This window comes from Haloprofundus marisrubri (assembly GCF_001469955.1).
In the GTDB taxonomy this organism is placed as follows: domain Archaea; phylum Halobacteriota; class Halobacteria; order Halobacteriales; family Haloferacaceae; genus Haloprofundus; species Haloprofundus marisrubri.
In genome coordinates this window covers 16751-41429 of record NZ_LOPU01000001.1, presented here as the reverse complement: position 1 = coordinate 41429, position 24679 = coordinate 16751, and the positions used below count along the sequence as shown (strand labels likewise).

Below are 24679 nucleotides of genomic sequence, written 5' to 3'. Positions count from 1 at the left end.
TCGCGTTACGGGTCCGGAAGCGCCGCGGTCAGCGCCGCTCGGACGTTCTCGGCCAGCTCCTCGGCACGGGCTTCTTCGCGGGCCTCCGCGTAGATTCTCACCTTCGGCTCCGTTCCCGAAGGTCGGACGAGCACCCACGCGTCGCCGTAGTCGAGGCGGTGGCCGTCGATGGTGTTCGGTTCGGCGTCGGCGCTCTCGGCGTACTTCTCGGCGGCGGCGAGCATCGCGGTCAGTTCGGCCTCCGAGTCGTACGTGAGGTTGACGCGGACGTTGTAGTAGTCGGTGTAGGGGGCGACGATTTCGCTCGGCGGCCGTTCGGCGACGAGTTCGAGGAACTTCGCACCGATGAACGCGCCGTCGCGGACCAGCCGGTAGTCGGGGAAGAACACCCCGCCGTTGCCCTCGCCGGCGACCGGGACGGTCTCGCCTTCGGCCCACAGTTCCCGAATTCGGGTGATGAGGTTCGTGCTGCCGATTGGCGTCAGTTCGAGCGTCGCCCCGACGTCGTTGCAGACGTCGACGAGTCGCTGGGAGACGTTTACTGCGGCGACGGTGGTGTCGCCTTCGGAGAGGCCGGCCGCCGACAGCGCCGCCAACGAGGCGTCGCCTTCGATGTACTCGCCGTGTTCGTCGAAGAAGATGGCTCGGTCGGCGTCGCCGTCGTGAGCGATGCCGACGTCGGCGTCGGCCGCACGGACCAGTTTGCCGAGGTCGCGGAGGTTCTTCTCGACGGGTTCGGGGTTTCGGCCGGGGAAGTGGCCGTCGGGTTGGCCGTTGACGGTGACGACCTCACAGCCGAGTTCGCGGTAGAACCCGGGACTGGTGAGCGCGCCCGCGCCGTGGCCGGGGTCGAGGGCGACTTTGATATCGCCGGCGGCGATTTTCTCGCGGTCGACGGTGGCGAGCATCTCTTCGACGTAATCGCGGTTCGCCGACTCGACGCGCCGCGTCTCGCCGACTTCGTCCCACGCGACGGTGTCGAACTCCTCGGCGAGAATGTGGTCTTCGATGCGTTCGAGGCGTTCGACGACGAGTTCGACGCCGTCGGGGCCGACCAGCTTGACGCCGTTGTACTCCGGCGGATTGTGCGAGGCGGTGATGACGATTCCCGGAATCTCTTCGACTTCGCAGTAGCGCGTCACCGCAGGGGTCGGCGTGACGCCGAGGCGGTCGACGTCGACACCGACGCTCGCCAGTCCGCTGGCAGCGGCGTTTGCGAACAACTCGCCGGTCGTCCGGGTGTCGCGGGCGACGGCGGCACGGTCGACGTTCCACACCGTTCCGGCGGCTTTCGCCACCCGGAGGACGAACTCGGGGGTTAGCTGTTCGTTCGCCACCCCGCGCGTTCCACTCGACCCGAACAACTTCATTGGCGGTTGCTCTTGCGGGCAGAAAGAAAGCCGTTCCGGAGACGACTCACGAAATCTCCCGTTGCCGGGCGTTCCGACGGGTCGTGCTACGAGTTAGCGTAGTCAGTTGCTGGAGTGGTCGGCGTCGTCGGAGTCGCTCGAGTTGCTACCGACGTCCAGTTCCGTCTGCGACAGGGGAACCGAGGTGACACCGCCGGCGTTGCCGTTGGTGTACGCGTAGATGACGACGCCCGCGTCCTCGTCGACGACGCGCTTGAGTGTGCCGTTGAACTGGTCGTCGCGGGGACGCGCCGACACCCACCACTGGGGCTGACGCTCGTCTGTCTCGTTTTCTTCTTCGTCGACCGGCCGAAACTGGCCGCTCACGTCTTCGTCCGCTTCGGAGGGGGAACCAAACAGGCCCATGCGCGATACGCGCACCGACCCATGAAAAAACTGTGTGTCGTTTCAGCGGTTCAGCAGCCCAGCGTCAGCGATTCAGTGACTCAGCGATTCAGCGTGTGAATCGCTTGGTCTTCGGCGTTCTCGGCGGCCTCCTGAATTACCTCCGCGAGCGTCGGGTGGGTGTGGATGGTCGCGGCGACGTCTTCGAGCGTCGCGCCCATCTCGACGGCGAGTGCGAGTTCGGCGATGAGTTCCGACGCCTCGGGGCCGACGATTTGGCCGCCGAGAATAAATCCTGAATCCTCGTCGGCGACGATGCGACAGAAGCCCTCGGTGTGGCCCGTCGTCATCGCACGCCCGCTGGCGTTGAACGGCATCTGGCCGACGACCGGTGTGAAGCCAGCCTCTTCGGCCTCGTCTTTCGTCATGCCGACCGTCGCAATCTCGGGGTCGGTGAACACGGCGGCTGGGACGGCCTGATAGTCGAGCGCCGCGGGTTCGCCGGCGATGACTTCGGCGGCGACGATGCCTTCTTTGAACGCTTTGTGCGCGAGCATCGGTTCGCCGGCCACGTCGCCGACGGCGTAGATGTGGTCGATGTCGGTGCGCGCGTAGTCGTCGGTCTCCAAGAATCCGCCCTCGTTGGGTTCGAGGCCGATGGCGTCGAGACCCAGCGTGTCGGTGACGGGCGAGCGCCCGACGGCGACGAGCACCTTGTCGGCGGGGTAGGTCGACTCCTCGCCGTCTTCGGTTTCGGTGACGACGGTGATGCCGCCGTCGCTGGACTCGCGCCACTCCGAGGCACCTTCGCCGAAGTTGAACTCGATGCCGAGGTCTTTCGCGCGGCGCTTGACGACCTTCGAGATGTCGTCTTCGTACGCCGGAAGCACGTCGTCGAGCATCTCGACGACCGTTACCTCGGTGCCGAGTTTGGCGTACACCGTCGAGAGTTCCATCCCGATGTAGCCCGCGCCGACGACGACGAGACGCTCCGGAATCGAGTCCATGTCCAGTGCCTCTTTCGAGCCGAGAACGGGGTCGTCGGCGTAGTCGAAGTTCGGAATCTGGATGGTTCGACTGCCGGTGGCGACGATACAGGAGTCGAACTCGATGGACTCCGAGCCTTGGCCCTCGCCGCCGTGGGCGACGCGGACGCTGTTCTCGTCTTTGAACGTCGCCGTCCCTTTGACGAGGTTGACGCCGTTGGCTTTGCAGAGTTTCTCGACGCCGCCGGTCAGTTGGTCGACGATGCCGTCTTTCCAGTCGACCATCTGCGCCATGTCGACGGCGGGGTCGGCGTGGATGCCCATCTCCTCGGCGTTGCCCGCCTCGTGGGCGAGGTCCGCGCCGGTGATGAGCGCTTTCGAGGGGATACAGCCGCGGTTGAGACAGACGCCACCGTAGTTGTCCTTCTCGACGAGCGTCGTGTCGAGTCCGCGTTGTGCGGCGCGGATGGCGGCGACGTAGCCGCCCGGTCCGCCGCCGATGACCAGTACGTCCGTTCCGGTTGAGATATCTCCGACGACCATTATATTATTCGAGTAGCAGGAGTTTGGGGTTACGGAGGTTCTCCATCACCGTGTTCGTGAACGCTGCGGCGTCCGCGCCGTCGATGACGCGGTGGTCGATAGACAGCGACAGCGGGAGCGTACTCGCTGCGACGACTTCGTCGCCGTCCTCGCTTTCTTCGACCGTCGGCCGTTTTTCGATGCCACCGAGTCCCAAGATCGCCGTCTCGGGGTAGTTGATAATCGGCGTGGCGTACTCGCCGCCGATGGCCCCGAAGTTCGTGATGGTGAACGTGCCGCCCTGCATCTCCTCGCGGGTGACCTTCCGGTCGCGGGCGCGCGAGGCGAGGTCGTTGACCTCGCGGGAGAGTTGCAGGATGGACTTCTCGTCGACGTTCTTGACGACGGGCACCATCAGACCGGCGTCGGTCGCCACCGCGATGCCGATGTTGTAGTCGTCTCTGACGAGAATCGCCGCGTCGTCGGGGTCGGACTCGTCGAGCGTCGAGTTCAGAATCGGGTGCTCGCGCAACGCCGCGACGATGGCTTTCATCACGAACGGCATATACGTGAGTTTCACGTCGCGTTCGGCGGCGAGTTCCTTGTACTCCGCGCGCACGTCGACGAGTTCGTCCACGACGGTCGTATCGTGGTGGGTGACGTGCGGGGCGGTGTACAGCGACTTCTCCATCTGCTGGCCGATAGTGCGCCGAATGCCTCGGTACGGGATGCGCTCGGCGACGCCTTCTTCGGTTACTTCGGCGGCCTCGGCACTGCCGGCTTCCGCCGCCTCGGCGTCGGCCTGCACTTCGGCTTCGCGCGCCTCGCGCTGAGCCTGTGCGTACTGCGTAATCGCCTCGGGCGTGACGAACGCCTGCCCGTCGCGCGTCTCGTCGGTCGGCACGTCGTCGATGTTGACGCCTTCTTCTTCGGCCATCCGGCGCGTCGCGGGTGCGGCGAGCGTCCGGTCGCGGCCGGCGGCCTCGGCACTCGAACTCGCCGCCGCCCCGTTCGTCGACTGGCCGTCGTCGCGGCGACTTACGGCGGACTTCTTGCCACCGGTCGAGACGTCGCGCGGCCCGTCGTCGCTTTCTTCCTCACTGTCTTCGACGCCGCTGTCCATCCGGCCGTTGGCGGCCGCCTGAACGTCGGCATCGGTGACGCGGCCACCGGGGCCGCTGCCGTCGACGGCGTTGATATCCACGTCAAGTTCGCGCGCGAGGCGTCGGGCGCTCGGCGCGGCGAAGACACGACCTTTCGGCGTCTCGGCCTGCTGGTCGGCTCCTTTCTCGGCGGATTCGCCGGCGACAGCTGTTTCAGCTTCTTCGCTCTCTGCTTCCGCTTCCGACTCCGGTTCGGGTTCTGCCGACACGTCGTCGCCTTCACCCTCGACCTCGAAGGTGATGATAACGTTTCCGACGGGGACGACTTCGCCCTCCTCGGCGAGCAGTTCCTTCACCGTGCCGTTGTACGGCGACGGCACTTCGACGAGCGCCTTGTCCGTCTCCACCTCGGCGACTGCTTGGTCCTCGGAGACGGTGTCGCCGGCTTCGACGAGCCACGAGACGAGTTCGCCTTCGGCGACGCCCTCGCCCACGTCGGGTAGTTTGAACTCCTTGACTCCCATCGATTAGAACTCCACCGCGTTGCGGATACCTTCTTCGACGCGCGCGGCGTTCGGGAGGTAGTAGTCCTCCAGCGCGTACAGCGGGTACGGCACGTCGTAGCCGGTGACGCGTTCGACCGGCGCTTCCTGGTACAACAGCGCCTCCTCCTGAATGATGGAGGTGATTTCGCCGCCGAGGCCACCCGACTTGGGTGCCTCGTGGACGACGACGGCGCGACCGGTCTTCTTGAACGACTCGACGATGGCTTCGCGGTCCAACGGCGAGACGGTTCGGAGGTCGACGACTTCCACGTCGACTTCACCCTCCAGATTCTCCGCGGCTTCCATCGTCGCGCGAGTCATCGCACCGTAGGTGAACACCGACACATCAGTCCCTTCGCGGCGGACTGCCGCTTCACCGATAGGCACGGTGTAGTCGTCTTCGGGGACTTCACCGCGGAATGCGCGGTAGATGAGCTTCGGTTCGAGGAAGATCACGGGATCAGGATCGCGAATCGCGGAGATGAGCAGTCCTTTGGTGTCGTACGGCGTCGACGGCATGACGACCTTCAGGCCCGCTTCGTGCGCGTAGAACGCTTCCTTCGATTCGGAGTGGTGTTCGGGTGCGCGGATGCCGCCGCCGTACGGCGCGCGAAGCACCATCGGAAGCGTGTAGCGGCCGCGCGAACGGGTCCGGAGCCGAGACATGTGGCTCACGATTTGGTCGAACCCGGGGTACATAAAGCCCGAAAACTGGATTTCGGGGACCGGCTTCAGGCCGTAGGCGGCCATGCCGACTGCCGTACCGATAATTCCGGATTCGGCCAACGGCGTGTCGATGACGCGGTCGTCGCCGAACTCGTCCCAGAGTCCTTCGGTGGCGCGGAAGACGCCGCCGTTCTTGCCGACGTCTTCGCCCATGACGACGACGTCGTCGTCCGCTTGCATTTCGGTGTAGAGACCGTCCCGTACCGCCTGCACGAGTGTGAGATTCTGCGATTGTGTTGCTTGTGCCATCAGTCTTCGAGGAAGGCTTCGTCGCCGTACTGTTCACGAATCGATTCGAATTCGGCCATCTGCTCGCGGAGGTCGTCGGGCATCTCGGCGTAGACGTGTTCGAACATCTCGCTCGGTTCCGGTCGTTCGACCGACTCGGCGGCCTCGATAGCGTCTGCTACCTGAGCCTCGACCTCCTCGCGGATGGCGTCTACGGACTCGTCGTCGAGTCGGCCCGTCTCGCGGAGGAACGCCTCCAGTCGCGGAATGGGGTCTTTGGCTTTCCACTGCTCGACTTCGTCGTCGTCGCGGTACACCGTCGGGTCGTCGGCCGTCGTGTGCGCGCCGAAGCGGTACTGCACCGCCTCGATGAGCGTCGGGCGAAGTTGGCCCTCGTCGGGGTTCTTCGCCTTCTCGATGGCCGCGTTCGTCACTTTGTACACCGCCAACGGGTCCATGCCGTCGACCTGTACGCCGTCGATACCGTAGGCGACGGCCTTCTGGGCGATGGTCTCGCTCGCGGTCTGGCGTTCGCGGGGCACCGAAATCGCCCACTGGTTGTTGTTACAGAAGAAGATGTTCGGCGTGTCGAAGACGCCGGCGAAGTTGACGCCCTCGTGGAAGTCGCCTTCCGAGGTCGCACCGTCGCCGAAGTAACAGATGAACGCCTTGTTTTCACCCTTGAGTTTCGAGGCCCACGCCGCGCCCGTCGCGTGCGGAATCTGGCTGGCGATGGGGACGGCGACGGGGAAGATGTTGACGCCCTCTTCCATCTCGTTGCCGGCCTCGTGGCCCATCCAGTACAGCAACGTCTGCTTCAGCGGGAGGCCGCGAACGACCGCCGCGCCGTGTTCGCGGTAGCTCGGGAACATCCAATCGTCCTCGGCGAGCGCGAACGAACTGCCGATTTGCGCGCCTTCTTGCCCCGAGAGCGGCGGGTACGTCCCCATCCGCCCCTGTCGTTGGAGGCTCACCGCGCGCTGGTCGAAATGCCGTGCCAACCGCATCTGCCGGTATATCTCGACGAACTCCTCGTCGTCGAGGTCGGGAACCTCACCGACGACGGAACCGTCTTCGTCCAGTACCCGGACCATCTCGTCGGGGTCACGCTGTAGCGTGCTCACGGGAGAACCCACCTGCACATGGTCGAACAGTCTCCCGCCCGAGTTATAGGGTTTTCGTAAATAATTTACTATAGTCAGAAATTCTGCCGCCCACGTCGAATCTGTCCACGAGGCCGCGGTAAAATTTCTGATTAGACATATCTTCCGGAGCTTCCAGCCGCTTCGCGTGATTATCTCTCCACATTCCGGAGTATAATGGACAAATGGGAAGGATTGCTACCCATCTGCGGGATGCAACGAGAGAGACTGCCGTGTGTGGGCGTCTCACGGTGTCTGACGGGCGTAAACAGTTGTCTAGTTTTTGGCCGTAACTCCCGCTCGGAGAGGGGCGAACGTCGTCTCGTTTACCGTCCGCTCACTCGACTGCTCCCTCGTATCGACGAACGACGTCGTAGACGGCGTCGGTACCGAACTCGACGGCTTCGACCGGAATCCGCTCGTCGGCGGCGTGGACGAACGACTGAAAGTCGAAGTCGGAGGGAAGGTTCATCGGCGTGAAGCCGTAGCTCTGGATGCCGATTCGTGCGAAGATGCGACCGTCGGTCGCCGCCGGGAGAACGTACGGGACTGGAACCGCCGCCTCGTCGGCGTCGCGGAGCACGTCGTCCAAGAGTGGAAACATCCCTAAATCGGTCTCTTCGGGGCCGAGTTCGAAGCGTTCGACGTCGACACTCACGCCATCACCCAGCAGATCGCGGAGTTCGGTCGCTACGTCTTCGTCGGTCTGTCCCGGCAGGAGGCGGCTGTCGACGGTGAACTCGGCGCTCGCCGGGACGACGTTTATCTTGTCGCCGCCGCGGAGAATCGTCGCGTTCGCGGTGTTGTGCAACAGCGCCTCGAACGTCCCGGCTTCGTCGCCGAGCGCCGCCAAGGAGTCGTCGACGGTGTCGGGGTCTTTCAGCCCTCGCAACACCGCGGCCGCTTCCTCGTCGACCTCGTCGGCCATCCGGTCGAGCATCTCCTCGACCGGCGGCGTGAGATGGTAGGGGAGTCGCTCTCGGTCGAGTGTCACGAGCGCTTCGCCGATGCGGCCCACCGCGTCGCCGCGACTCGGCCGCGAGGCGTGGCCCGCCTGTCCGGTCGCGCTCACGCGGACCCAACAGACCTGCTTCTCGTTGACTTGCACGGGATAGAGGCGGACGCCCGCCAACTCCATCGGATAACCCCCGAACTCGCCGAGGGCGTATTCCACATCCTCGAACAACTCGGGATGTTCTTCGACGAGAAACGCCGCCCCTTCGTCGCCGCCGGCCTCCTCGTCGGCGAGCAGACAGAGTACGAGGTCACCCGCGAGGTCGATTTCTTCCTGTGTGGCGCGGAGGAACGCGGCGACGAACATCGCGACGCCCGACTTCATGTCGAGTGCGCCACGGCCCCACACGTAGCCGTCCTCTTCGACGCCTGAAAACGGCGGGTGCGTCCAGTCTTGGTCGCTCGTCGGTACCACGTCGACGTGGCCGTACAGCATCAGTGCGGGAGAATCGCCGCCGGGGATGCGCGCGACGAGGCTCGGTCGGTCCGGATTTTGAGCGTAGAGTTCCGAGTCGATACCGGCATCTGCGAGAAGGTCGGCGGCCCACTCGATACACGAACGTTCCGCTCCGGGCGGGTTCGTCGTGTCGAAACGAATCAGTTCTTGGAGAAGTTCGGCCGGGCGGTCCGAGAGGCTGGCGTCGACGACTGGGTCGCCGTCACCGACGTACTCGCCGGGGTGGTTCGACATCGTGCGCTACGCTCACGTCGGGGTGTGATAAACGCTCACGCGGCGGCGATTCGGTCCGCTTTTGGGTTCGCTCTTCTGTCCTCGGCGCGCTCAGATGCTCGACCCGCTGCGACCCCAGAACAGCCAGTAACAGCCGTAGAGCAGCGCTCCGAGGACGAGAAGCGTTACGACGGTGTCGACGATGGTCGTGACGAGGCCGACGAGAAAGCCCAGCACGCTCAACGCGACGAACAACAGGAGCAACACGAAGGCGATACGGAGGAGGGTGCTTGCCATACCTAGCGCATCGCTCGCGGGGGATATGAGTGTTTCCGGAGAGGAGATGGCGGGGCCCGTTTCAGTTTCCGGCCGCGGCGCGCGCTTCCGCTCTCGCCTGTTCGACGCTCTTGCCGTCGCGCAGGAGGGCGTCGACGAACAACTCGCCCGCCTTGTACGACGAGCGGACCATCGGCCCGGAGGCGCAGTAGAGGAAGTCGAACTCGTCTTCGGCGACGCGTCGCCACGTCTCGAAGGCGTCGGGGTGGACGTAGTCGAAGACGTCGAGATGCGAACGCGACGGCTGGAGATACTGCCCGAAGGTGACGATGTCGACGTCGGCCTCGCGGAGGTCAGATAGCGTCTGGTAAATCTCGTGGTGGTACTCGCCGAGACCGAGCATCAGACTCGTCTTCGTGTAGATATCCGACTCTCGCTCGACCTGTTCGAGCACGGACAGCGACTGCTCGTAGTTCGCGCGGCGGTCTCTGACGGGCCACTGGAGGCGTTCGACCGTCTCGATGTTGTGGGCGATAACGTCCGGTTCGGCGTCGATTATCTTTCTGACCTGTTCGGGTTCACCCTGAAAGTCCGGAATCAGCACTTCGACGAGCACCTCGGGGTCGCGCTGTTTTATCTCCCGAATCGTCTGTGCGAAGTGACTCGCGCCTTGGTCCGGCAGGTCGTCGCGGTCCACGGAGGTAAGCACGACGTAGTCGAGGCCGATTTCGGCGACGGCCTCGGCGACGTTCGCGGGTTCCTCGGGGTCGAGCGACTCCATGCCTCCGGTTTGGACGTCGCAGAAGTTACAGCCACGCGAGCAGCGGTCGCCCATCAGCATGAACGTCGCCGTCCCCGGTCCGTCGCGCCCGCTCCAACAGTCGCCGAGGTTGGGGCAGTTCGCCTCCTCACAGACCGTGTGCAAGTCACGGTCACGGAGGGTCTGCTTGATTTCGGTGAACCGGCGACCGGACGGCGGCCGCATCTTCAGCCAGTCCGGTTTCCGCCTGTAAGCCATACGTATCCCTACGGGTGGGCGTGCAAAAACGTGATGATACTCGGGGTGGCGCGACCTCAGTGCGTCTCGTCGACTGCTCCGTTTCCGCCGACGTAGTCGACGCCGTCGTCGGCTATCCACCGCAACAGCGCCGCCACTTCGTCGGGACTTGCGACGGTCGCCGTTGCCCCGATGTCCTCGTCGCCGACGTAGACGCTCACGCCGCCCGCGGCGTCGATGGCCTCGAACGCCGACCGGTCGCCCACGTCGTCGCCGACGTACATCGGGAGGTAGCCGTCTGCTTCGGCCGCGAACCCCGAGACGACCGCCCCTTTGTTCGTCTCCACGTCCGGCTTTATCTCGACGATGGCTCTCCCTGATGCCGTCGTCAACTGGTCGTCGCCGTGTTCGGCGACGACGGCTTCCACACGGTCGGTCACGGCCTCGGCCCGGTCGGGCGCGCGCCGGAAGTGGACCGTCGTCGTCCAGCGTTTGTCTTCGACGGCGACGCCATCCTCGTCTTCGAGTTCGTCTTCGAGTCTCGTCCGGACCCGCTCGACGACCGATTCCGCTGCTGCGGCGTCCGGGTGGACTTCGATGTCGCCGTCGCCGTAGTCCGTCTCGATGCCGTAGTTACCGGCGTAAGTGACGTCGTCGACGTCGACGCGTCCGCGGACGTCCGCGAGGCCGCGGCCGCTGACGACGGCGAGTTCGATACCGGGAGCGTCGCGGAGTCGGTCGACTAACTCCGCGTTCGTCGGCGTTATCTCGGCGGCTTCCGGGTCGTCGACGATGGGTGCGAGCGTCCCGTCGAAGTCCAGACAGAGAAGCAACCCGTGGTGGTCGGGTAACCGCGTCTGGAGGACGGCTATCGTCTCTGTGACGCCGTCTCGGGGCTGAAAGCGTGCTTCGTCGCCCGAGTCGCCCGACTCGTTCGGGTCGTGTTGGTCGCTCACGATTTCGTCTCCCGTTGGTTTCGGTCGTCGGTGTCTTGCGTACTCATCCGTCGAAGTCCTTGGACGGTGCCGAGCAGCGACGCCAGCCACGTGTCGAGGTCGTTCTCCAGCACCGACGCTCTGAGTGCGTCCATTCGGCGTTTCCGCTCGTGGTCCGGCATCGTCAGCGCCTCCTCTATCTGGCCGGCGAGTTCCGGGGCGTCGTACGGTTCGATGGTCACTGCGGTGTCGCCGAGTTCGCCGTGGGCACCGGTCATCCGACTCAACACGAGTACGCCGTCTTTGGTATCGTCGTCGGCTTGGGCGGCGACGTACTCCTTGGCGACGAGGTTCATTCCGTCGCGGACCGGCGTGACCAGCGCGAGGTCGCTGTGGGCGTACAGGCCGTACAGTTCCGGGTTCGTCAGGTGTTCTTCGATGCGGACGACCGGCCGCCACGACTCCGTGGCGAACCGCTCGTTGAGGCGCTCGATACGTTCGTCGACGGCCGACTGAAGCCGTTGGTACTCGGAGATATCGGAGCGGCTTTCGGTCGATTTCTGGACGTACGTCAGTCGTTCGCGCCACTCCGGTCGCGTCTCGAACAGTTCTTCGAGCGCGTCGAGACGCTCGGGGATGCCTTTGGTGTAGTCGAGTCTGTCGACGCCGACGGCGACCCGTGAGTCGTCCGGGATACTGTACTCGCGTTTGAACTCCGGCCAGAACGTCTCCTCACGTTCGCCGGCCAACTCGCCGATGCGCTCGGCGTCGACGCCGAGGGGAAACGCCCGGACGAGCGTCGTCTCGCCGTCGTACTCGACTTCGCCGCTGTCGGTGTCGACCGTCGCCGCCTCGAAACAGGCGTCGACGCAGGCGAGGAAGTTCTCGACGTACCGCTCGGTGTGAAAGCCGATAAGGTCGTTTGCGAGCAGTCCGCCGAGCAGTTCCTCGCGGTGCGGACAGACGCGGAACGTGTCCCACGTCGGCCACGGGATATGCCAGAACTGGAACAGCGTCGTCTCCGGCAGCGCCTCGCGCGCGTGCGAGGGTGCGAGCGCGAGATGGTAATCTTGGAACCAGACGACCGACTCCTCGTCGGCCTGTTCGACGACGGCGTCGGCGAACTGCTCGTTCACTTCCTGATAGCGCGACCAGAATCGGTCCTCGAAGTTCGTCTTGCCGACCAAGTCGTGACACAGCGGCCACAGCACTTGGTTGCTGTAGCCGTAGTAGTACTCGTCGACGGCCTCGTCGGACAGCCACACCCGACGGAGCGTGTAACTCGGGTCCTCCGGCGGAACGCGGACGCAGTCGTTGTCGTCGGTCACCTCGGCGTCGGCGTCACCGTCGCCCCACGCTATCCACGTGCCGTCGACCTGCTGCATCACCGGGTCGAGGCCGGCGGTGAGACCGCCGACCGGCCGGTCGACGACGATTTCGTCGTCCTCGTAGCGGTGGCTGTACGGTTGACGGTTCGAGACTAAAACGAGCGAGGACTCGAACGCCGAGACGGGCGTGTCGGTGTCCGCCGCCGACTCGTTGGTATCGGAACTCATCCGCTCGGTTCCACCTGTGAGGAGGCCTCCGCGGCAGTCACTTCTGCGGCCGTGTCGGCGGTGTACCCCACCGTCGGAAGGGACCCGTTGGCGACGTCTGGTTCGGCGAGACGCTCTCCGTTCTCTACTCGTCGAATACAGTCGTAAAGTCCTTCGACCGCTGCCTCTCTGGAGGAGACGTACCGAACGGTCTGCTCCCTTACTGCTTCCCCGGCGGACCGTCGGCATCGAATCTCCCACGTTTGCCCGAACTGACGTGGATTGGCCGTCCGTCTCGCCTCTACACGAACTCCCTCTCGCTCGAACGCGACTTCCTTGCCCGGCACACGTACCCACTCGTTCGGCACCCGTCCTTCGATAAACTCTCTGAGTGCGTCCATTACGGTAGTAGATAACACACCGACGAGGGGGATGCTGATTGTGCCTGTATATACGCGCCCTTTCGACCGCTACGAACAATCGTGAATATAACAAGACGTGACTGTCCCGTCGGGCGATATTCGTTGCGTACGCGACCGCGCCAGTAAGTTCAATTCGGTCCGGACCGACCCTGTGTGTATGAGTACTATCGCGGAGGTCGAACTCCCCGCCAACGAGTTCGCGCTTCGTCAAGCACTCGTCTCTATTCCGGGGGCAGAGTTCGAGGTCGTACGCCTCGCCGCTCACGAGTCCGATCACGTGATGCCGTACGTCCGCGTGTCGGGAGCCGAAACGGAGACGATAACCGAGGCGCTCGAATCGGACCCGAGCATCGAAGACGCCGAACTGCTCGACGACCTCGGTGACGAACTCCTGTATCGGATGAACTGGGTCGAGAACATTCGCGTCATCATGCATATCCTCCTCGACGAGGGCGGGACGGTGATGGAGATGCACGGCCAAGACGACCGGTGGCATCTCCGCATTCTCTTTCCGACCCGTGACGCGCTCTCTGCGACTCACGAGTTCTGTACCGACAAGGGGCTGACGTTTTCTATCAAGAACATCTACGACCTGAAGCAATCGACGGGTCGCGGCGAGTTCGGCCTCACAGAAGACCAGTACACGGCGCTCGTCACGGCGGCCGAAAGCGGCTACTTCGACGTTCCCCGCGAGGTGACGATGAGCGAACTCGCCGCCGAACTCGGTGTTTCCCAGCAGGCGCTCTCCGAACGCCTCCGCCGCGGCCACAAGACGCTCGTCGAGAGTGCGCTCCGTGTCGGTGACGCCTCGTTCGGTGACGACTACTGACCGAGCAATATCTGATTTTCGAACACTCTTTTCTTCCTGATTGGGAGATGGTTACTCACGGACTGGCAGAGGTTTATTATGCATGAGGAATGAGAGAACGATAATACGATGTTCGACCTCACGACAGAGGACATCACGGAGGGGTCGATATCCCGTGCGCTGGTGGTCCTCGCTGCACCGCTCGTCATCCAGAGCCTCACACAAGTCGTCCAGCAACTGGTCGACGTGTTCTGGCTCGGCCGCTACGGCGAGAACGCCGTCGCCGCTGTCGGGCTGAACTACCCGATTATCAGCCTCGTCGTCATCCTCGTCACGCTCGCGCCGTTCGTCGGCACGCAGGTCATCGTCTCCCAACGCGTCGGCGGCGACGACCCCGAGGGTGCCAGACGCATCGCCTTCCACGGGGTGACGCTCGGTCTCGCTTTCGCTGCCGTCGTCGGCGCGCTCACGTACGTCGCTGCACCCGAAATCGTCCGTCTCGTCGGTGCCGACCCCGCGTTCGCCGAGATGGCGGCTATCTATCTGGCGACCTACGCCCTCGGAATGCCCTTTGTCGTCGTCAGCGACACGCTCGAAGGTGCGTTCACCGGGTGGGGTGACTCCCGTGCGGCGCTGTACGTCACGCTCGTCACCGTCGTGACGAACCTCGTTCTCGACCCGTTTCTCATCCTCGGCCTCTGGGTGTTCCCCGAGATGGGCGTCGAGGGTGCGGCGCTGGCGACGGTGGCCGGGTTCGCCGCCGGCATGACGCTCGCTATCGCGCTCGCCGTCGGTCCCCGCGACACGTTTTCGCTCTCGACGGCGGACGTCGGCTTCGACGTCGCCGAGTACCGTGAGATTCTAGACGTCGGCGGTCCGCTCGTCGGCCAGCGAATCGCACAGGACGCCGTCCGGGTCGTCATCGTCGGCATCGTCGCCGTCGCGGGCGGGGCGGCGGGCCTCGTCGCGTACACCGTCGGCGCTCGCATCGCCAGCATCGCGTTCATTCCGGCCGGCGGCCTCCAGCAGGCCTCTCAGAGCATCATCGGACAGAACCTCGGCGCGGAGAACCCCGAACGCGCCAACCGGACGACGTGGACCGGCGTCGCCATCGCTGCAGTCGCTCTCGGTCTCATCGGGGCCGTCCAGTGGTTCGTCCCCGAGTCGCTGACGCTGCTTTTCGTCCCCGACATCTCGGAGGTGGCACTCGGATGGACGGTACAGTACCTCCAGATTCTCGCGCTCGGTTACTGGGCGCTCGGCGCGACGTATCTGTTCCTCGGCGGCTTCAACGGGGCGCGGAAGACGAAGACGAGTCTCGTCGTCTCGCTCGCACAGTACTGGGGCGTTCGACTCCCCATCGCCGCAGTCGGTGTGTACCTGTTCGACTTCGGCGTCTCGGCCGTCTTCTGGGCGGTGACGCTCTCGAACGTCGCCGCCGCCGTCGGTGCCGGCGCGTACTACTACTACACGACCAGCGACGGGATGTTCGAACGTGCCGTTTCTGTCGCCTCCGGCGGCGACTGACCGCTCGGAGTAAGGAAACGCCTTTGTCGCCGCGGTTCCGGATTCCGGCTATGACCCGCTCGTCGCCTCTTTCCACACACCTGCGACACTCGCCGACTCCGTTGGTGAGCGCCGAATGAAGGTCGCCGAGGCGGTGCCCGAGTTCGCCGACGCCTTCGGCTTCGAGGAGTTCAACCAGATGCAGCGGGAGGCGCTGCCCGCCATCATGGAACGCGAAGAGAACCTCGTCGCCAGCGCACCGACCGCCAGCGGCAAGACCGCCCTCGCGGAACTCGCTATCTGCAAGTGTCTGCGCGACGGCGGCACGGCGCTGTTCGTCGCCCCCCTCCGAGCCCTGACGAACGAGAAGGAAGCCGAGTGGGACCGCTTCGAGTCGATGGGCTACTCGGTGTACGTCGTCACCGGCGAGCGCGATTTGAACCCCCGTCGCGCCGAACGCGCCGACATCCTCGTGATGACGCCCGAGAAAACCGACTCGGCCACTCGGAAACACGACTCCGCGCGCTACTCGTTCATCTCCGACGTGAATTGCTGCGTTATCGACGAGGTCCACCTGCTCGACTCCGAATCCCGTGGCGGCGTCCTCGAGGTGACTATCTCACGTCTGCGGCGCATCTGCGACCCGCGCGTCGTCGCACTGTCGGCGACGATGCCGAACGTCGGTGACGTGGCGGCGTGGCTCGACGCAGTGCCCGAGACGACGTTCGAGTTCGGCGACGACTATCGCCCGGTCGACCTGCACGCGAGCGTCCAGACGTACAGCCCCGGCGACAACCCGTTTCAGGACAAGTACCGCCGCCTCTACCGGGCGTTGGACCTCGCGGAACCGCACATCCGCGACGGGGGCCAGTCGCTCGTCTTCGTCGCCTCCAGACAGGACGCTGTGATGGCCGCCAGCAAAGCCCGCGACGAAATCGGCCAGCGCGACATCCCCATCGGCTCTCGCGGCGACTACGATTTCCACACTGATGCCAAAGAACTGAAAAACGACAGCCTCCGGAAGGCGGTGCTCGACGGCGTCGGCTTCCACCACGCCGGCCTCGCCAAAGACGACCGAAACAGCGTCGAGAAGTGGTTCAAAGAAGGGAAGATTCAGCTGTTGTTCTCGACGTCGACGCTCGCGTGGGGCGTCAACCTCCCCGCCCGTTGCGTCGTTATCCGCGACACGAAACACCACGACCCCTTGGAGGGCGACGTGGACATCAGCCCCCTCGACGTCCTCCAGATGCTCGGCCGCGCGGGCCGTCCCGGCTACGACGACGTCGGCTACGGCTGGGTCGTCTGCGACCACTCGGAGGCCGACAAGTACCGCCGACTGCTGCGGGAAGGCAAGGAGATAGAGTCGCGGCTTTCTGCGGACCTCGACTCGCATCTCAACGCCGAAATCGCAATGGGCACCATTGCGGATTTGGACGACGTGATGTCGTGGCTCGAAACCACGTTCTACTACGTCCGAGCGGGGTCGAAACCCGCCGACTACGACTTCGAGGGCCTCCGCGAACGCGTCCGCGACACGCTGGAGACACTCGTCGACCGCGGGTTCGTCGCCACCGACGAGAGCCTCGCCGTGAATCCGACGACGCTCGGTCGCCTCGCCTCGAAATACTACCTCCGCCTCGAAACCTCGCGGCGCTTCGCCGACCTCGCCGAACGCGACCGAATCGCCGTCGACGACGTACTCGAAGCCGTCGCGGGCGCATCTGAGTTCGACAGCGTGTCGGCGCGGCAGGCCGAACAGGACGCCGTCGACTCGGTACTCTCGGGCGTCGACACGACTCTCGAAGACGGCAATCGGAAAGTGCTCGCCATTCTTCACGCGGGGATGACCGGGTCGACGCCCTCGGACCTCAGAAGCGACGCGTGGGTCATCCGCCAAAACGCGCTGCGACTGCTGGCGGCGCTTCGGGAGTTCCTCGACGAGTTCTCGGGGCCGCGGGCGGCGAACCTCGCCCGGCGCATCGAGGCGAGAGTCGAACACGGCGTCAGTCGTGACGCGGCGGCGCTGACTGCCGTCGACGGCATCGGTCCGACCCGCGCAAGCAAGTTGGCGACCGGCGGTCTCGCGTCGCCGGCGGACGTCGTCGACGCCGGCGTCTCCGAACTGACTCGCGCCGGTCTCTCGGAAGGCGTCGCCGAACGCGTCGTCCAGCGCGCGAAGTCGTTGCCACGACTCGAAATCGAGTGGGGAAGCTTCCCCGAGAGTATCGCTAAAGGAGACAACGACATGCGCGAGGTGACGGTGAAAAACGTCGGCGGCGCGGCGCGGACGGGCCTTCGCGTCACGGTCAACGGCGTCGAGATGAGTCAGAAGACGACCTACCTCTCGGACCAGACGACCGTTCCGGTCGCCGTTTTCGGCGCGCAGGACGAACTGGAGTTCCGCATCGAAGCGGCGTTTCCCGAACTGCCGCTGTCGCCGGTCGTCGACTCCCGAACCGTCGTCGTCGAGTAGCCTTCTTCTCTCTTTGCTCGCTGGTTTTCGCTTCTCTTCGTCTCTTCAGCGCGCCGACTCGGTCTGCGCGAGCAACTCCTTTCTGAGTTCGGTCGGTCCCTCGACTACCGTATCCGCCGCCGAGAGGTCCGTTTCAGCGTTCGTCTCCGTTCGGTAGCCGACGACGTAGGTGCCGGCGCGGTGCGCCGACTGGGTTCCGTTCGTCGAGTCCTCGACGACGACGCAGTCTTCGGGGTCGAGGCCCAGTTTCTCGGCGGCGGCTTCGTAGACGGCGGGTTCGGGTTTGCCGGGGCCGTCGATGTCCTCGGCGCTCAGTACCAAATCGAGCGGGTCGAGACCGAAGCGTTCTCGCACCATCGCAATCCACGACTGCGGCGAGGAGGAGACGATTGCGATGGTCACGCCGCGGTCCCGAAGCGTGTCGAGGAGGGCGTCGAACTGCGGCATCACGGAGACGTTCTCGGTGTAAATCTCCTCGGCGGCGTCCTGATAGATGGCGATGAACTCGTCCTTTTCGACGGTGACCTCGTACTCGGCGGCGAGGTAGTCGTAAATCTCGCGGTAGTTCATCCCCGTAATCTCGTCGCGGGCCGGTGGCGTGCCGGCGACGACGTCGGCGAAGATAATCTCGTCCTCGATTTCGTGCCAGAACTCCTCGGAGTCGACGATGACTCCATCCATGTCGAATAGGACCGCATCCATACCGCTCACTCACGGGCCGAACGGATAGTTCTGCGGGGAGAACCGTGCTAAGCCGCGGTTACTCGTTCGTTTTCATTGGACAGTATTTCTCATTTATAATTCGGCTGCTGAAAACCCGTAAAGGGCGGAAAGAAGCGCTCTCCGTAGCATATCAGTGTCGAAGAAACGGTGTGGGGATGCCCATAACAAAGCCCGCTCCGGCGGTGGGTCCGGCAGTCGACGACCGGCCGGTACGGCGACCCGTACCGAGCCACCGCGTTCCCCCACCTATGACACGAACACGTCTCAAAACGGTCTGTCTCGTCGTGCTGCTCTGTCTGACCGTCTCGCTCTCACCCGCAGTGTCGACGGCCGCGACCGTCTCCGACACGGACGGCCCGACGTTCCAGCAGGTCGGTGACGAGGAAGAAGACGACGAAGAGGACGAAGAGGACGAGGAGGAAGAGGAGGAAGAGGAGGAAGACGATGATGGCGACAGTGAAGACGAAGATGACGAAGGCGAGAGCGATGAGGAGGGCGACGAAGACGATGACGCCGAGGGTTATGACGAAGACGACGAAGACGACGAAGACGACGAGGGCGAGGGCGGCGAAGACGAGGATGACGACGATGATGGCGACAGTGAAAACGGCGACGAAGAAGGCGAAGAAGACGACGGCGATGGGGAGGCCGACGGGACTGGTGGCCCACCGGAGGACGCTGGCGAAGGTAACGGGCCACCAGAGGGTGCCGGCGACGAAGGGAACGGTCCACCGGAGGATGCTGGAAACGGGGGTAATGGGCCGCCGGAAGACGCTGGAAACCCGGATAGCGACGACGAATCCGACAAATCCGACTCAGCCGTGTCGGAGTCCGAGGACGAGACGGAATCCGAGAGCACCCCTGTAGAGACAGCGACCTCCACACCGACGGACACCCCCACCGAGACACCGACGTCGACACCGACCGAGACACCGACGTCGACGCCGACAGACACTCCGACGTCGACGCCGACAGACGCTCCGACGTCGACACCGACCGACACTCCAACTTCGACGCCGACCGACACTCCCACTGAGACACCGGATTCGACACCCACGGAGACCGACGACCCGACGACCGGAGGAAACAGTGACACAACGGAGACAGAGTCACAGACGACAACGACGACTGAGGTGAGTGGACTCCCACCCGGAACCATCGCGGTGACGGACCTCTCGCCGAACCGGTCGACCGTTCCGACCGGGTCGCCGGTGACGCTCACGGCGACGGTGACCAACACGCAGGACGAGGCCGCCAACTACACCGTTCGACTGTGGATGTTCGGGGAAGTCGCCGACGTACAGACGGTGACCGTTCCGGCGAACGGTACCGCGACGGTCCAGTTCACCCGAACGATTCTCGCAACCGGCACCCACACTGCCCGGGCCGACGAGCAGTCGGCGACGGTCACCGTCACCGGCAAGCAGATTCCGAACGGTAACCTCGACGGCGACGACTCCAGTTCGACCCCGGTCCCCGGATTCGGTGTCGGTGTTGCACTCGCTGCGCTCTTGGTGGTCGCCGGGGCGTTGCGCCGCAGGTGAGACCTGCCAGTGAGCGTGAACGCGGGTGCGAGTACGAACGTGAAACCGTCCGTTTGTGCCTCTCAGTCGCTTCGGTCGGCAGTGACGCCGACGGCGACGACGTCGACGAGAGCGTCGCGGACGCGGCCGTAGTCGTCGAACTCCTCGCGGTACAGCGTCACGAACGTCGCCGCGCGGAGTACGTCGGCGACGACGCTCGGACCTTCGTCTGCTAACAGGCCGGTTTCCTCCCACTGGTCGAGAAACGACTCCAGTAACGCCGTCTTCTGCGCGCGGGCGTCGGCGGCCTCGGCGTCGGTGAACTGCGACTGCAGGTGACCGAGTTCGTCCGCGCTCACGAGCGCTCGAATCAGCGGGTTCGTCTCCAGTTCTCCCATGACGACGTCGAGCAGCGTCCGAATCCCGGTTTCGGCGTCGTCGACGTCCGCGAGCGACTCGTGGAGTCTGGCGACGAGTCGTTCTCCCTCGCCTTCGAGGATGTGCAGGTAGAGTGCTTCTTTCGAGTCGAAGAACTGGTAGAACGTGCTCGGCGCGACACCGACCGGCTCCGTGAGGTCGGCGATGGTCGTCTTCGAGAGGCCGTACTGCGCGAACAGTTCACGGCCGACGTCGACGAGTTCCCGCTCGATTCGTTCGCGCTCGGCGTCGGTGAAGCCCCTCATCGCGTCGCCCCCGCCCCGTTTTCTTCTCTCCTCGAACTCACGCGAGGTCCCTCCGCTGGAACCACGCCCGCGCCACGGCGACGAGAACGACCGTCGCTCCGAACAGTATCGTCGCACCGACGAGGCCGTACTCGCCGTCGACGAGCACCGCCGTCGGGTCGTAGTACCGCGTCGGTGCGAGCGCACCGACCCACTCGAAGTCGGTGTTGGCGGTGACCGTCTCCAAGAGGAAGAGACCGAACACGACGCCGATAGCGCCGCGCTGGGCGATACTTGCCCTATCCAGCGTCACCGACAGCAGCAGTCCGAGCGCCGAGCAGGCGAGCAGATACGGTATCGACAGTGCGTGTGCGGCCAACAGGTCCACCAGTGCGACGGGTTCGTCGATGAGCGTCGTCGAGACGAGTACGGCCACGAAAACGACGGCGTTGACGACGACAATCGGCACGAGCATCGAGAGGAACTTCCCGACGACGACGGTGCCGCGCGGCGTCGGCGTCGACAGCAGCAGGTCCATCCGGTCGTGTTCGACGTCGTCGGCGACGAGCGACGCCGCGCTGTAGGCGAAGTAGACGCCGAGAAGCAGCACCCACGCGAACTGGTACAGTTCGACGGCGAGAAAGCCCTCGATGGTGCTGAGCGTCGACACGCCGAACGCCTCCTGAAACGCCGGCGGCAGCGACTGGATGTAAGCATCGAGGTCGACGCCCGACGCGGTGATGGAGGGGTAGAGACCGACGTACATCACAGTCAGCACGGTCAGAAGCGCCGAGAGCGCGAGACTCCCGCGAACTTTCCGCCCCGCTTCGTAGCGGACGACCGCGAGAAGGCGGTTCCCGCTCGCAGATTGTTTGCCTGCCGGTCGTTCGCCCGTGGCCACGCCTCGCTCGGAGTCGCCGACCGACTCAGCCATCGAGGTCACCTCCGGTCGTCGCAGTCTGCGGACTGCGGGCATCGGCCGATTCGTCCGCCAGCGCATCAGCGCTGGTGTCGGTATCGGGGTCGATGTCGCCGTAGAAACGCATGAACACGTCTTCGAGCGGCGCTTCGCGGACGTCGATGTCGACGACCGAATGACGGCTGAGTTCCGAAACGAGCGCGTCGTACTCGCCGGTGAAGGTGAACGCCAGTTCCGCCTCGCCGTACTGCTCTCGGTCGTGGACGCCGTCGACTGCAAAGTCGCCCGCGCCGAGCGGGTCGAGGGTTCGGACTCTGACGCGTTTGCCGCTGCGGTCGAGGAGCGTCTCCACGTCTTCGAGCGCGACGAGTCGTCCCTCGCGGAGGATGCCGACTCGGTCGCAGACGCGGCGAACCTCCGCGAGCACGTGCGAGGAGAAGAACACGGTGACGCCGCGCGTCTTCTCGTCGGCGAGGAAGTCGTAGAAGCGCTCCTGCATCAGCGGGTCCAACCCCGAGGTCGGTTCGTCCATCACGACGAGTTCGGGGTCGTGCATGAACGCCAGCACGAGGCCGAGTTTGCGCTTGTTGCCCGTCGAGTACTCCGAAACGCGACGGTCGACGGGCGCGTCGAACAGTTCGAGGAGTTCGTCGCTGCGAACGTCGCCTTTCAGCGCCGCGTGGTAGTCGATGATTTCGCGTCCGGTCGCGCCGGGGTCGTACTCGACTTCGCTCGGCAGGTAGCCGATTCGACGTTTGACGTCCAAGAGCGCCGTCTCGTCGCTCACATCCGCACCCAACACCGACGCCGACCCCGAAGTGGGCGACAGAAAGCCCAGTAGCGTCCGGATGGTGGTCGTCTTCCCGGCCCCGTTCGGCCCGAGGTAGCCGAACACCTCTCCGGATTCGACGCTGAACGAGAGGTCGTCGACGGCGAGCGTTCCGCCTGTCTCCTCTTTGTCCCCTTCTCGCTTCCTGCGTCGCCCGCGTCCCGGAAGTCGCCGCCGACTCCCGTACCGCTTCGTCAGGCCGCGTAGTTCGATGGCTGGCATAGCTATCACTCCGACTACACTCTATGAATAGATGAATGATTCGTTTTCACAGTTTTGAGATGGTGAACTCGGCGTGGAGGGCCGAGCGTTCAAATCCGATGACGGGACCACCCCGGCGTATGTCCGAGGAGATACGACTCTTCGCCGGCGACTGTACCACGACGTTCGAGGGCGCACGCGAGCAGACCCAGCGGGGGCACGTCGTCGTGGTCGTGAAACCCGACGGCACGGTGCTCGTCCACGACGCCGACGGCTATCAACCGGTGGCGTGGCTCACCCGCGCCGACTCGGTCACCGTCGAAGCCGACGACTCCGGATTCGCCGTCACCGCCCGAACCACCGACCAGACGCTCCGCGTCGTCTCGAACGCGGCGACCGGACACGCGAGTTACCCCGCCACGTCGGCGGGCGTTCCGGTCGGCGACTGCCCCGACTGCGGCGGCGCGCTCGTCCGAACCGGCGGCGACGTTCGGTGTCTCGACTGTGAGGCGTCGTACTCGCTACCCGCAGGTGCGGCGGTCCTCGACGAGACGTGCGACGACTGCGGCCTGCCGCTGATGCGCGTCGAACGCGGCCGGGTCTTCGAGTGCTGTATCGACTACTCCTGTGAGTCGCTCGACGACCTCGTGCGCGAAGCGTTCGACCGTGAGTGGACCTGTCCGGACTGCGGGTCGGACCTTAGAGTTCGACGGGCGGGTGGCGGCCCGCTTCTCGCAGGCTGTGACGGCTACCCCGCCTGTGACACCGCGTTCACGATTCCAGCGGGCGTCGTCGTCGACGACTGCGACTGTGGCCTCCCGATTTTCGAGACGGCGCGCGGCCGACGCTGTCTCGACGGTACTTGCGACGCGTTTCACTCGGAGTGACCGAGGGGCAAACGTCGACGACGGTCGACAGTCGGTCCTACACGATTGTTGGCAACTGACTGCAAACAGTGGTCGGTAATCGTATGCGAGCGTCGGTGTGCGACCGCAGAAACTATGTCGTCCCTCCGCGCCCCATAGCGTATGCATGGCCACGCACGCGACGACGCCGTCCGTGTCGGCGGGAACGCCCGCCAGCAGTTTCACGATGCACGCGGCTACGGAGCGCCGGTTGAAGGCAACGAAATCGACCTCGCGCCCGTCGAAGCCGCACACCTCCTCTACCGAGGTGACCTCGACAGCGTCGACGGCGACGGGTTCCGCGACTTCTTCGTTTCGACGACCGACGCCGAACCACGGTTTGCACTGCAGTTCCTCGTCTACGCCGACCTCCGCGAACGCGGGTTCTACCTCCTGCCCGCCCGCGAACCGTGGGTCGACGCCGACACCGCGAACGCTGCCGACTGCGACTTCGTCGTCTTTCCGCGCGGCAAAGATGCCGACGACGGCGTCGTCGAACACTGCGTCCGCGTCGTCGGCGAACGTGCGTCCGTCTCCGCCACCGAGATGGCGGGCTACGTCTTCGCCGTCGTCGACGAGGAGAGCGAACTGACGTATCTGGAGGCGAGCGAGTACAGTTACGACGGCGAGACGGCGTACGACCCACCGACGAATCTGGAGGGTGACCTCCTCGACGACCGGGCGGTCTGTTGGAACGCACCCGAAGACCTCTTCGAGTCCGGCTTCTACGGCCAGCCGCTCTCGGGCCGTGACGCGGATATCGAGGGAGTTGTCCAACTGTCGCTGCTCGAATCGGCGTCGCTCGTCGCCGACGGCGCGCTTTTGTTCGGCACCGACGACGACCACGCCGCCGTCGTCGAACGCGGCCGCGCGGTCGAAGGCGAGCGGTTCGACCGCCGACTCCGCGTCTACGACGCCCTGCGCGAGCGCAACGTCGTTCCCAAAACTGGCTTCAAGTTCGGTGCGGACTTCCGGACGTACGCGAGCGTCGACTCCGTCGAGGACCTCGGCCACTCCGAGACGCTCGTCCGCGTCGTCCAACCGGACCACTCGTTCGCGCCGCGGGACCTCTCTTTGGACGTTCGCCTCGCCGGCGGGGTCCGGAAACGAATGGTTTTTGCGCTAACCGACGCCAACGAAGGCATAGACTGGCTTTCGGTCGGTCGGCTGACGCCGTAGTTCCGCACGTCGATTTCGCCGACGGTGACCGACTGCGACCGAAATTCACGAGTTCCATTTCCATGACACACGACACCGACCCCGAGACGACGGAGA

The 24679-nt window shown here is 64.8% G+C and carries 22 protein-coding genes; 6 read left to right on the top strand and 16 right to left on the bottom strand.

Annotated elements, in window-relative coordinates; translation table 11 throughout:
* Window positions 1–5: 5 nt before the first annotated feature.
* From glmM to AUR64_RS00130, 12 genes are all read right to left on the bottom strand, one after another.
* Window positions 6–1370 carry a phosphoglucosamine mutase gene (gene glmM, locus AUR64_RS00185; protein WP_058579932.1) on the bottom strand — a complete coding sequence of 455 codons (1365 nt, stop codon included), beginning with the start codon at window positions 1368–1370 and terminating at the stop codon, window positions 6–8.
* Window positions 1371–1472: 102 nt separating this feature from the next.
* Entirely contained in the window at window positions 1473–1775 is a 303-nt protein-coding gene (locus AUR64_RS00180) for a hypothetical protein (protein WP_058579931.1), read from the bottom strand.
* 80 nt (window positions 1776–1855) lie between these two features.
* Window positions 1856–3283, bottom strand: a complete 1428-nt coding sequence (gene lpdA, locus AUR64_RS00175) for a dihydrolipoyl dehydrogenase (RefSeq protein ID WP_058579930.1) — start codon at window positions 3281–3283, stop codon at window positions 1856–1858.
* A gap of 4 nt (window positions 3284–3287) precedes the next feature.
* On the bottom strand, window positions 3288–4889 hold the full coding sequence (locus AUR64_RS00170) for a dihydrolipoamide acetyltransferase family protein (RefSeq protein WP_058579929.1): 1602 nt from the start codon (window positions 4887–4889) through the stop codon (window positions 3288–3290).
* Window positions 4890–4892: 3 nt separating this feature from the next.
* Window positions 4893–5885 carry an alpha-ketoacid dehydrogenase subunit beta gene (locus AUR64_RS00165; RefSeq protein WP_058579928.1) on the bottom strand — a complete coding sequence of 331 codons (993 nt, stop codon included), beginning with the start codon at window positions 5883–5885 and terminating at the stop codon, window positions 4893–4895.
* Window positions 5885–6988: a pyruvate dehydrogenase (acetyl-transferring) E1 component subunit alpha gene (gene pdhA, locus AUR64_RS00160; RefSeq protein WP_082230497.1), complete on the bottom strand. Its 1104-nt coding sequence runs from the start codon at window positions 6986–6988 to the stop codon at window positions 5885–5887. The genes AUR64_RS00165 and pdhA overlap by 1 nt, the downstream gene beginning before the upstream one ends.
* A gap of 355 nt (window positions 6989–7343) precedes the next feature.
* Window positions 7344–8711 (bottom strand): M20/M25/M40 family metallo-hydrolase, encoded by a 1368-nt coding sequence (locus AUR64_RS00155; RefSeq protein ID WP_058579926.1) that lies wholly within the window; start codon window positions 8709–8711, stop codon window positions 7344–7346.
* A 90-nt stretch (window positions 8712–8801) separates the two neighbouring features.
* Window positions 8802–8987 (bottom strand): hypothetical protein, encoded by a 186-nt coding sequence (locus AUR64_RS00150; protein ID WP_058579925.1) that lies wholly within the window; start codon window positions 8985–8987, stop codon window positions 8802–8804.
* A gap of 61 nt (window positions 8988–9048) precedes the next feature.
* Window positions 9049–9984 carry a lipoyl synthase gene (gene lipA / locus AUR64_RS00145; RefSeq protein WP_058579924.1) on the bottom strand — a complete coding sequence of 312 codons (936 nt, stop codon included), beginning with the start codon at window positions 9982–9984 and terminating at the stop codon, window positions 9049–9051.
* Window positions 9985–10040: 56 nt separating this feature from the next.
* Window positions 10041–10919, bottom strand: coding sequence for a trehalose-phosphatase (otsB, locus tag AUR64_RS00140; RefSeq protein WP_058579923.1), 879 nt, complete (start codon window positions 10917–10919; stop codon window positions 10041–10043).
* Window positions 10916–12454 (bottom strand): alpha,alpha-trehalose-phosphate synthase (UDP-forming), encoded by a 1539-nt coding sequence (locus tag AUR64_RS00135; protein WP_058579922.1) that lies wholly within the window; start codon window positions 12452–12454, stop codon window positions 10916–10918. Before AUR64_RS00135 ends, otsB begins: the two co-directional genes overlap by 4 nt.
* Complete coding sequence (locus tag AUR64_RS00130; protein ID WP_058579921.1) at window positions 12451–12834, bottom strand: hypothetical protein; 384 nt, start codon at window positions 12832–12834, stop codon at window positions 12451–12453. Before AUR64_RS00130 ends, AUR64_RS00135 begins: the two co-directional genes overlap by 4 nt.
* A 178-nt stretch (window positions 12835–13012) precedes the next feature.
* Between AUR64_RS00130 and AUR64_RS00125 the strand changes: the two genes are divergently transcribed.
* The 3 genes from AUR64_RS00125 to AUR64_RS00115 all read left to right on the top strand — a co-directional run bounded on the left by AUR64_RS00125 (window position 13013) and on the right by AUR64_RS00115 (window position 17642).
* A complete protein-coding gene (locus AUR64_RS00125; protein ID WP_058579920.1) occupies window positions 13013–13684 on the top strand; it encodes a helix-turn-helix domain-containing protein in 672 nt (223 codons plus the stop codon).
* A gap of 108 nt (window positions 13685–13792) precedes the next feature.
* A complete protein-coding gene (locus AUR64_RS00120; RefSeq protein WP_058579919.1) occupies window positions 13793–15190 on the top strand; it encodes an MATE family efflux transporter in 1398 nt (465 codons plus the stop codon).
* A gap of 115 nt (window positions 15191–15305) precedes the next feature.
* On the top strand, window positions 15306–17642 hold the full coding sequence (locus AUR64_RS00115; protein WP_058579918.1) for a DEAD/DEAH box helicase: 2337 nt from the start codon (window positions 15306–15308) through the stop codon (window positions 17640–17642).
* A gap of 45 nt (window positions 17643–17687) precedes the next feature.
* On the opposite strand, the gene AUR64_RS00110 is transcribed toward AUR64_RS00115, so the two are convergent.
* Window positions 17688–18344, bottom strand: a complete 657-nt coding sequence (locus AUR64_RS00110; protein ID WP_058579917.1) for an HAD family hydrolase — start codon at window positions 18342–18344, stop codon at window positions 17688–17690.
* 269 nt (window positions 18345–18613) lie between these two features.
* On the opposite strand from AUR64_RS00110, the gene AUR64_RS20995 reads away from it, so the two are divergent.
* Complete coding sequence (locus tag AUR64_RS20995) at window positions 18614–19909, top strand: PGF-CTERM sorting domain-containing protein (RefSeq protein WP_058579916.1); 1296 nt, start codon at window positions 18614–18616, stop codon at window positions 19907–19909.
* Between the two features lie 62 nt (window positions 19910–19971).
* Here the strand turns inward: AUR64_RS20995 and AUR64_RS00100 are convergent, their stop codons facing one another.
* From AUR64_RS00100 to AUR64_RS00090, 3 genes are read right to left on the bottom strand one after another with little or no spacing between them, the layout of a single operon-like run.
* Complete coding sequence (locus AUR64_RS00100) at window positions 19972–20571, bottom strand: TetR/AcrR family transcriptional regulator (RefSeq protein ID WP_058579915.1); 600 nt, start codon at window positions 20569–20571, stop codon at window positions 19972–19974.
* Between the two features lie 37 nt (window positions 20572–20608).
* Window positions 20609–21484 (bottom strand): ABC transporter permease subunit, encoded by an 876-nt coding sequence (locus AUR64_RS00095; protein ID WP_082230494.1) that lies wholly within the window; start codon window positions 21482–21484, stop codon window positions 20609–20611.
* Window positions 21477–22520 (bottom strand): ABC transporter ATP-binding protein, encoded by a 1044-nt coding sequence (locus AUR64_RS00090; protein ID WP_058579914.1) that lies wholly within the window; start codon window positions 22518–22520, stop codon window positions 21477–21479. The genes AUR64_RS00095 and AUR64_RS00090 overlap by 8 nt, the downstream gene beginning before the upstream one ends.
* Before the next feature lie 119 nt (window positions 22521–22639).
* On the opposite strand from AUR64_RS00090, the gene AUR64_RS00085 reads away from it, so the two are divergent.
* Together AUR64_RS00085 and endA are read left to right on the top strand one after the other, a co-directional pair.
* Complete coding sequence (locus AUR64_RS00085) at window positions 22640–23386, top strand: topoisomerase DNA-binding C4 zinc finger domain-containing protein (RefSeq protein ID WP_058579913.1); 747 nt, start codon at window positions 22640–22642, stop codon at window positions 23384–23386.
* Between the two features lie 141 nt (window positions 23387–23527).
* Complete coding sequence (gene endA, locus AUR64_RS00080; protein WP_058579912.1) at window positions 23528–24583, top strand: tRNA-intron lyase; 1056 nt, start codon at window positions 23528–23530, stop codon at window positions 24581–24583.
* The last annotated feature ends 96 nt before the right edge of the window (window positions 24584–24679 follow it).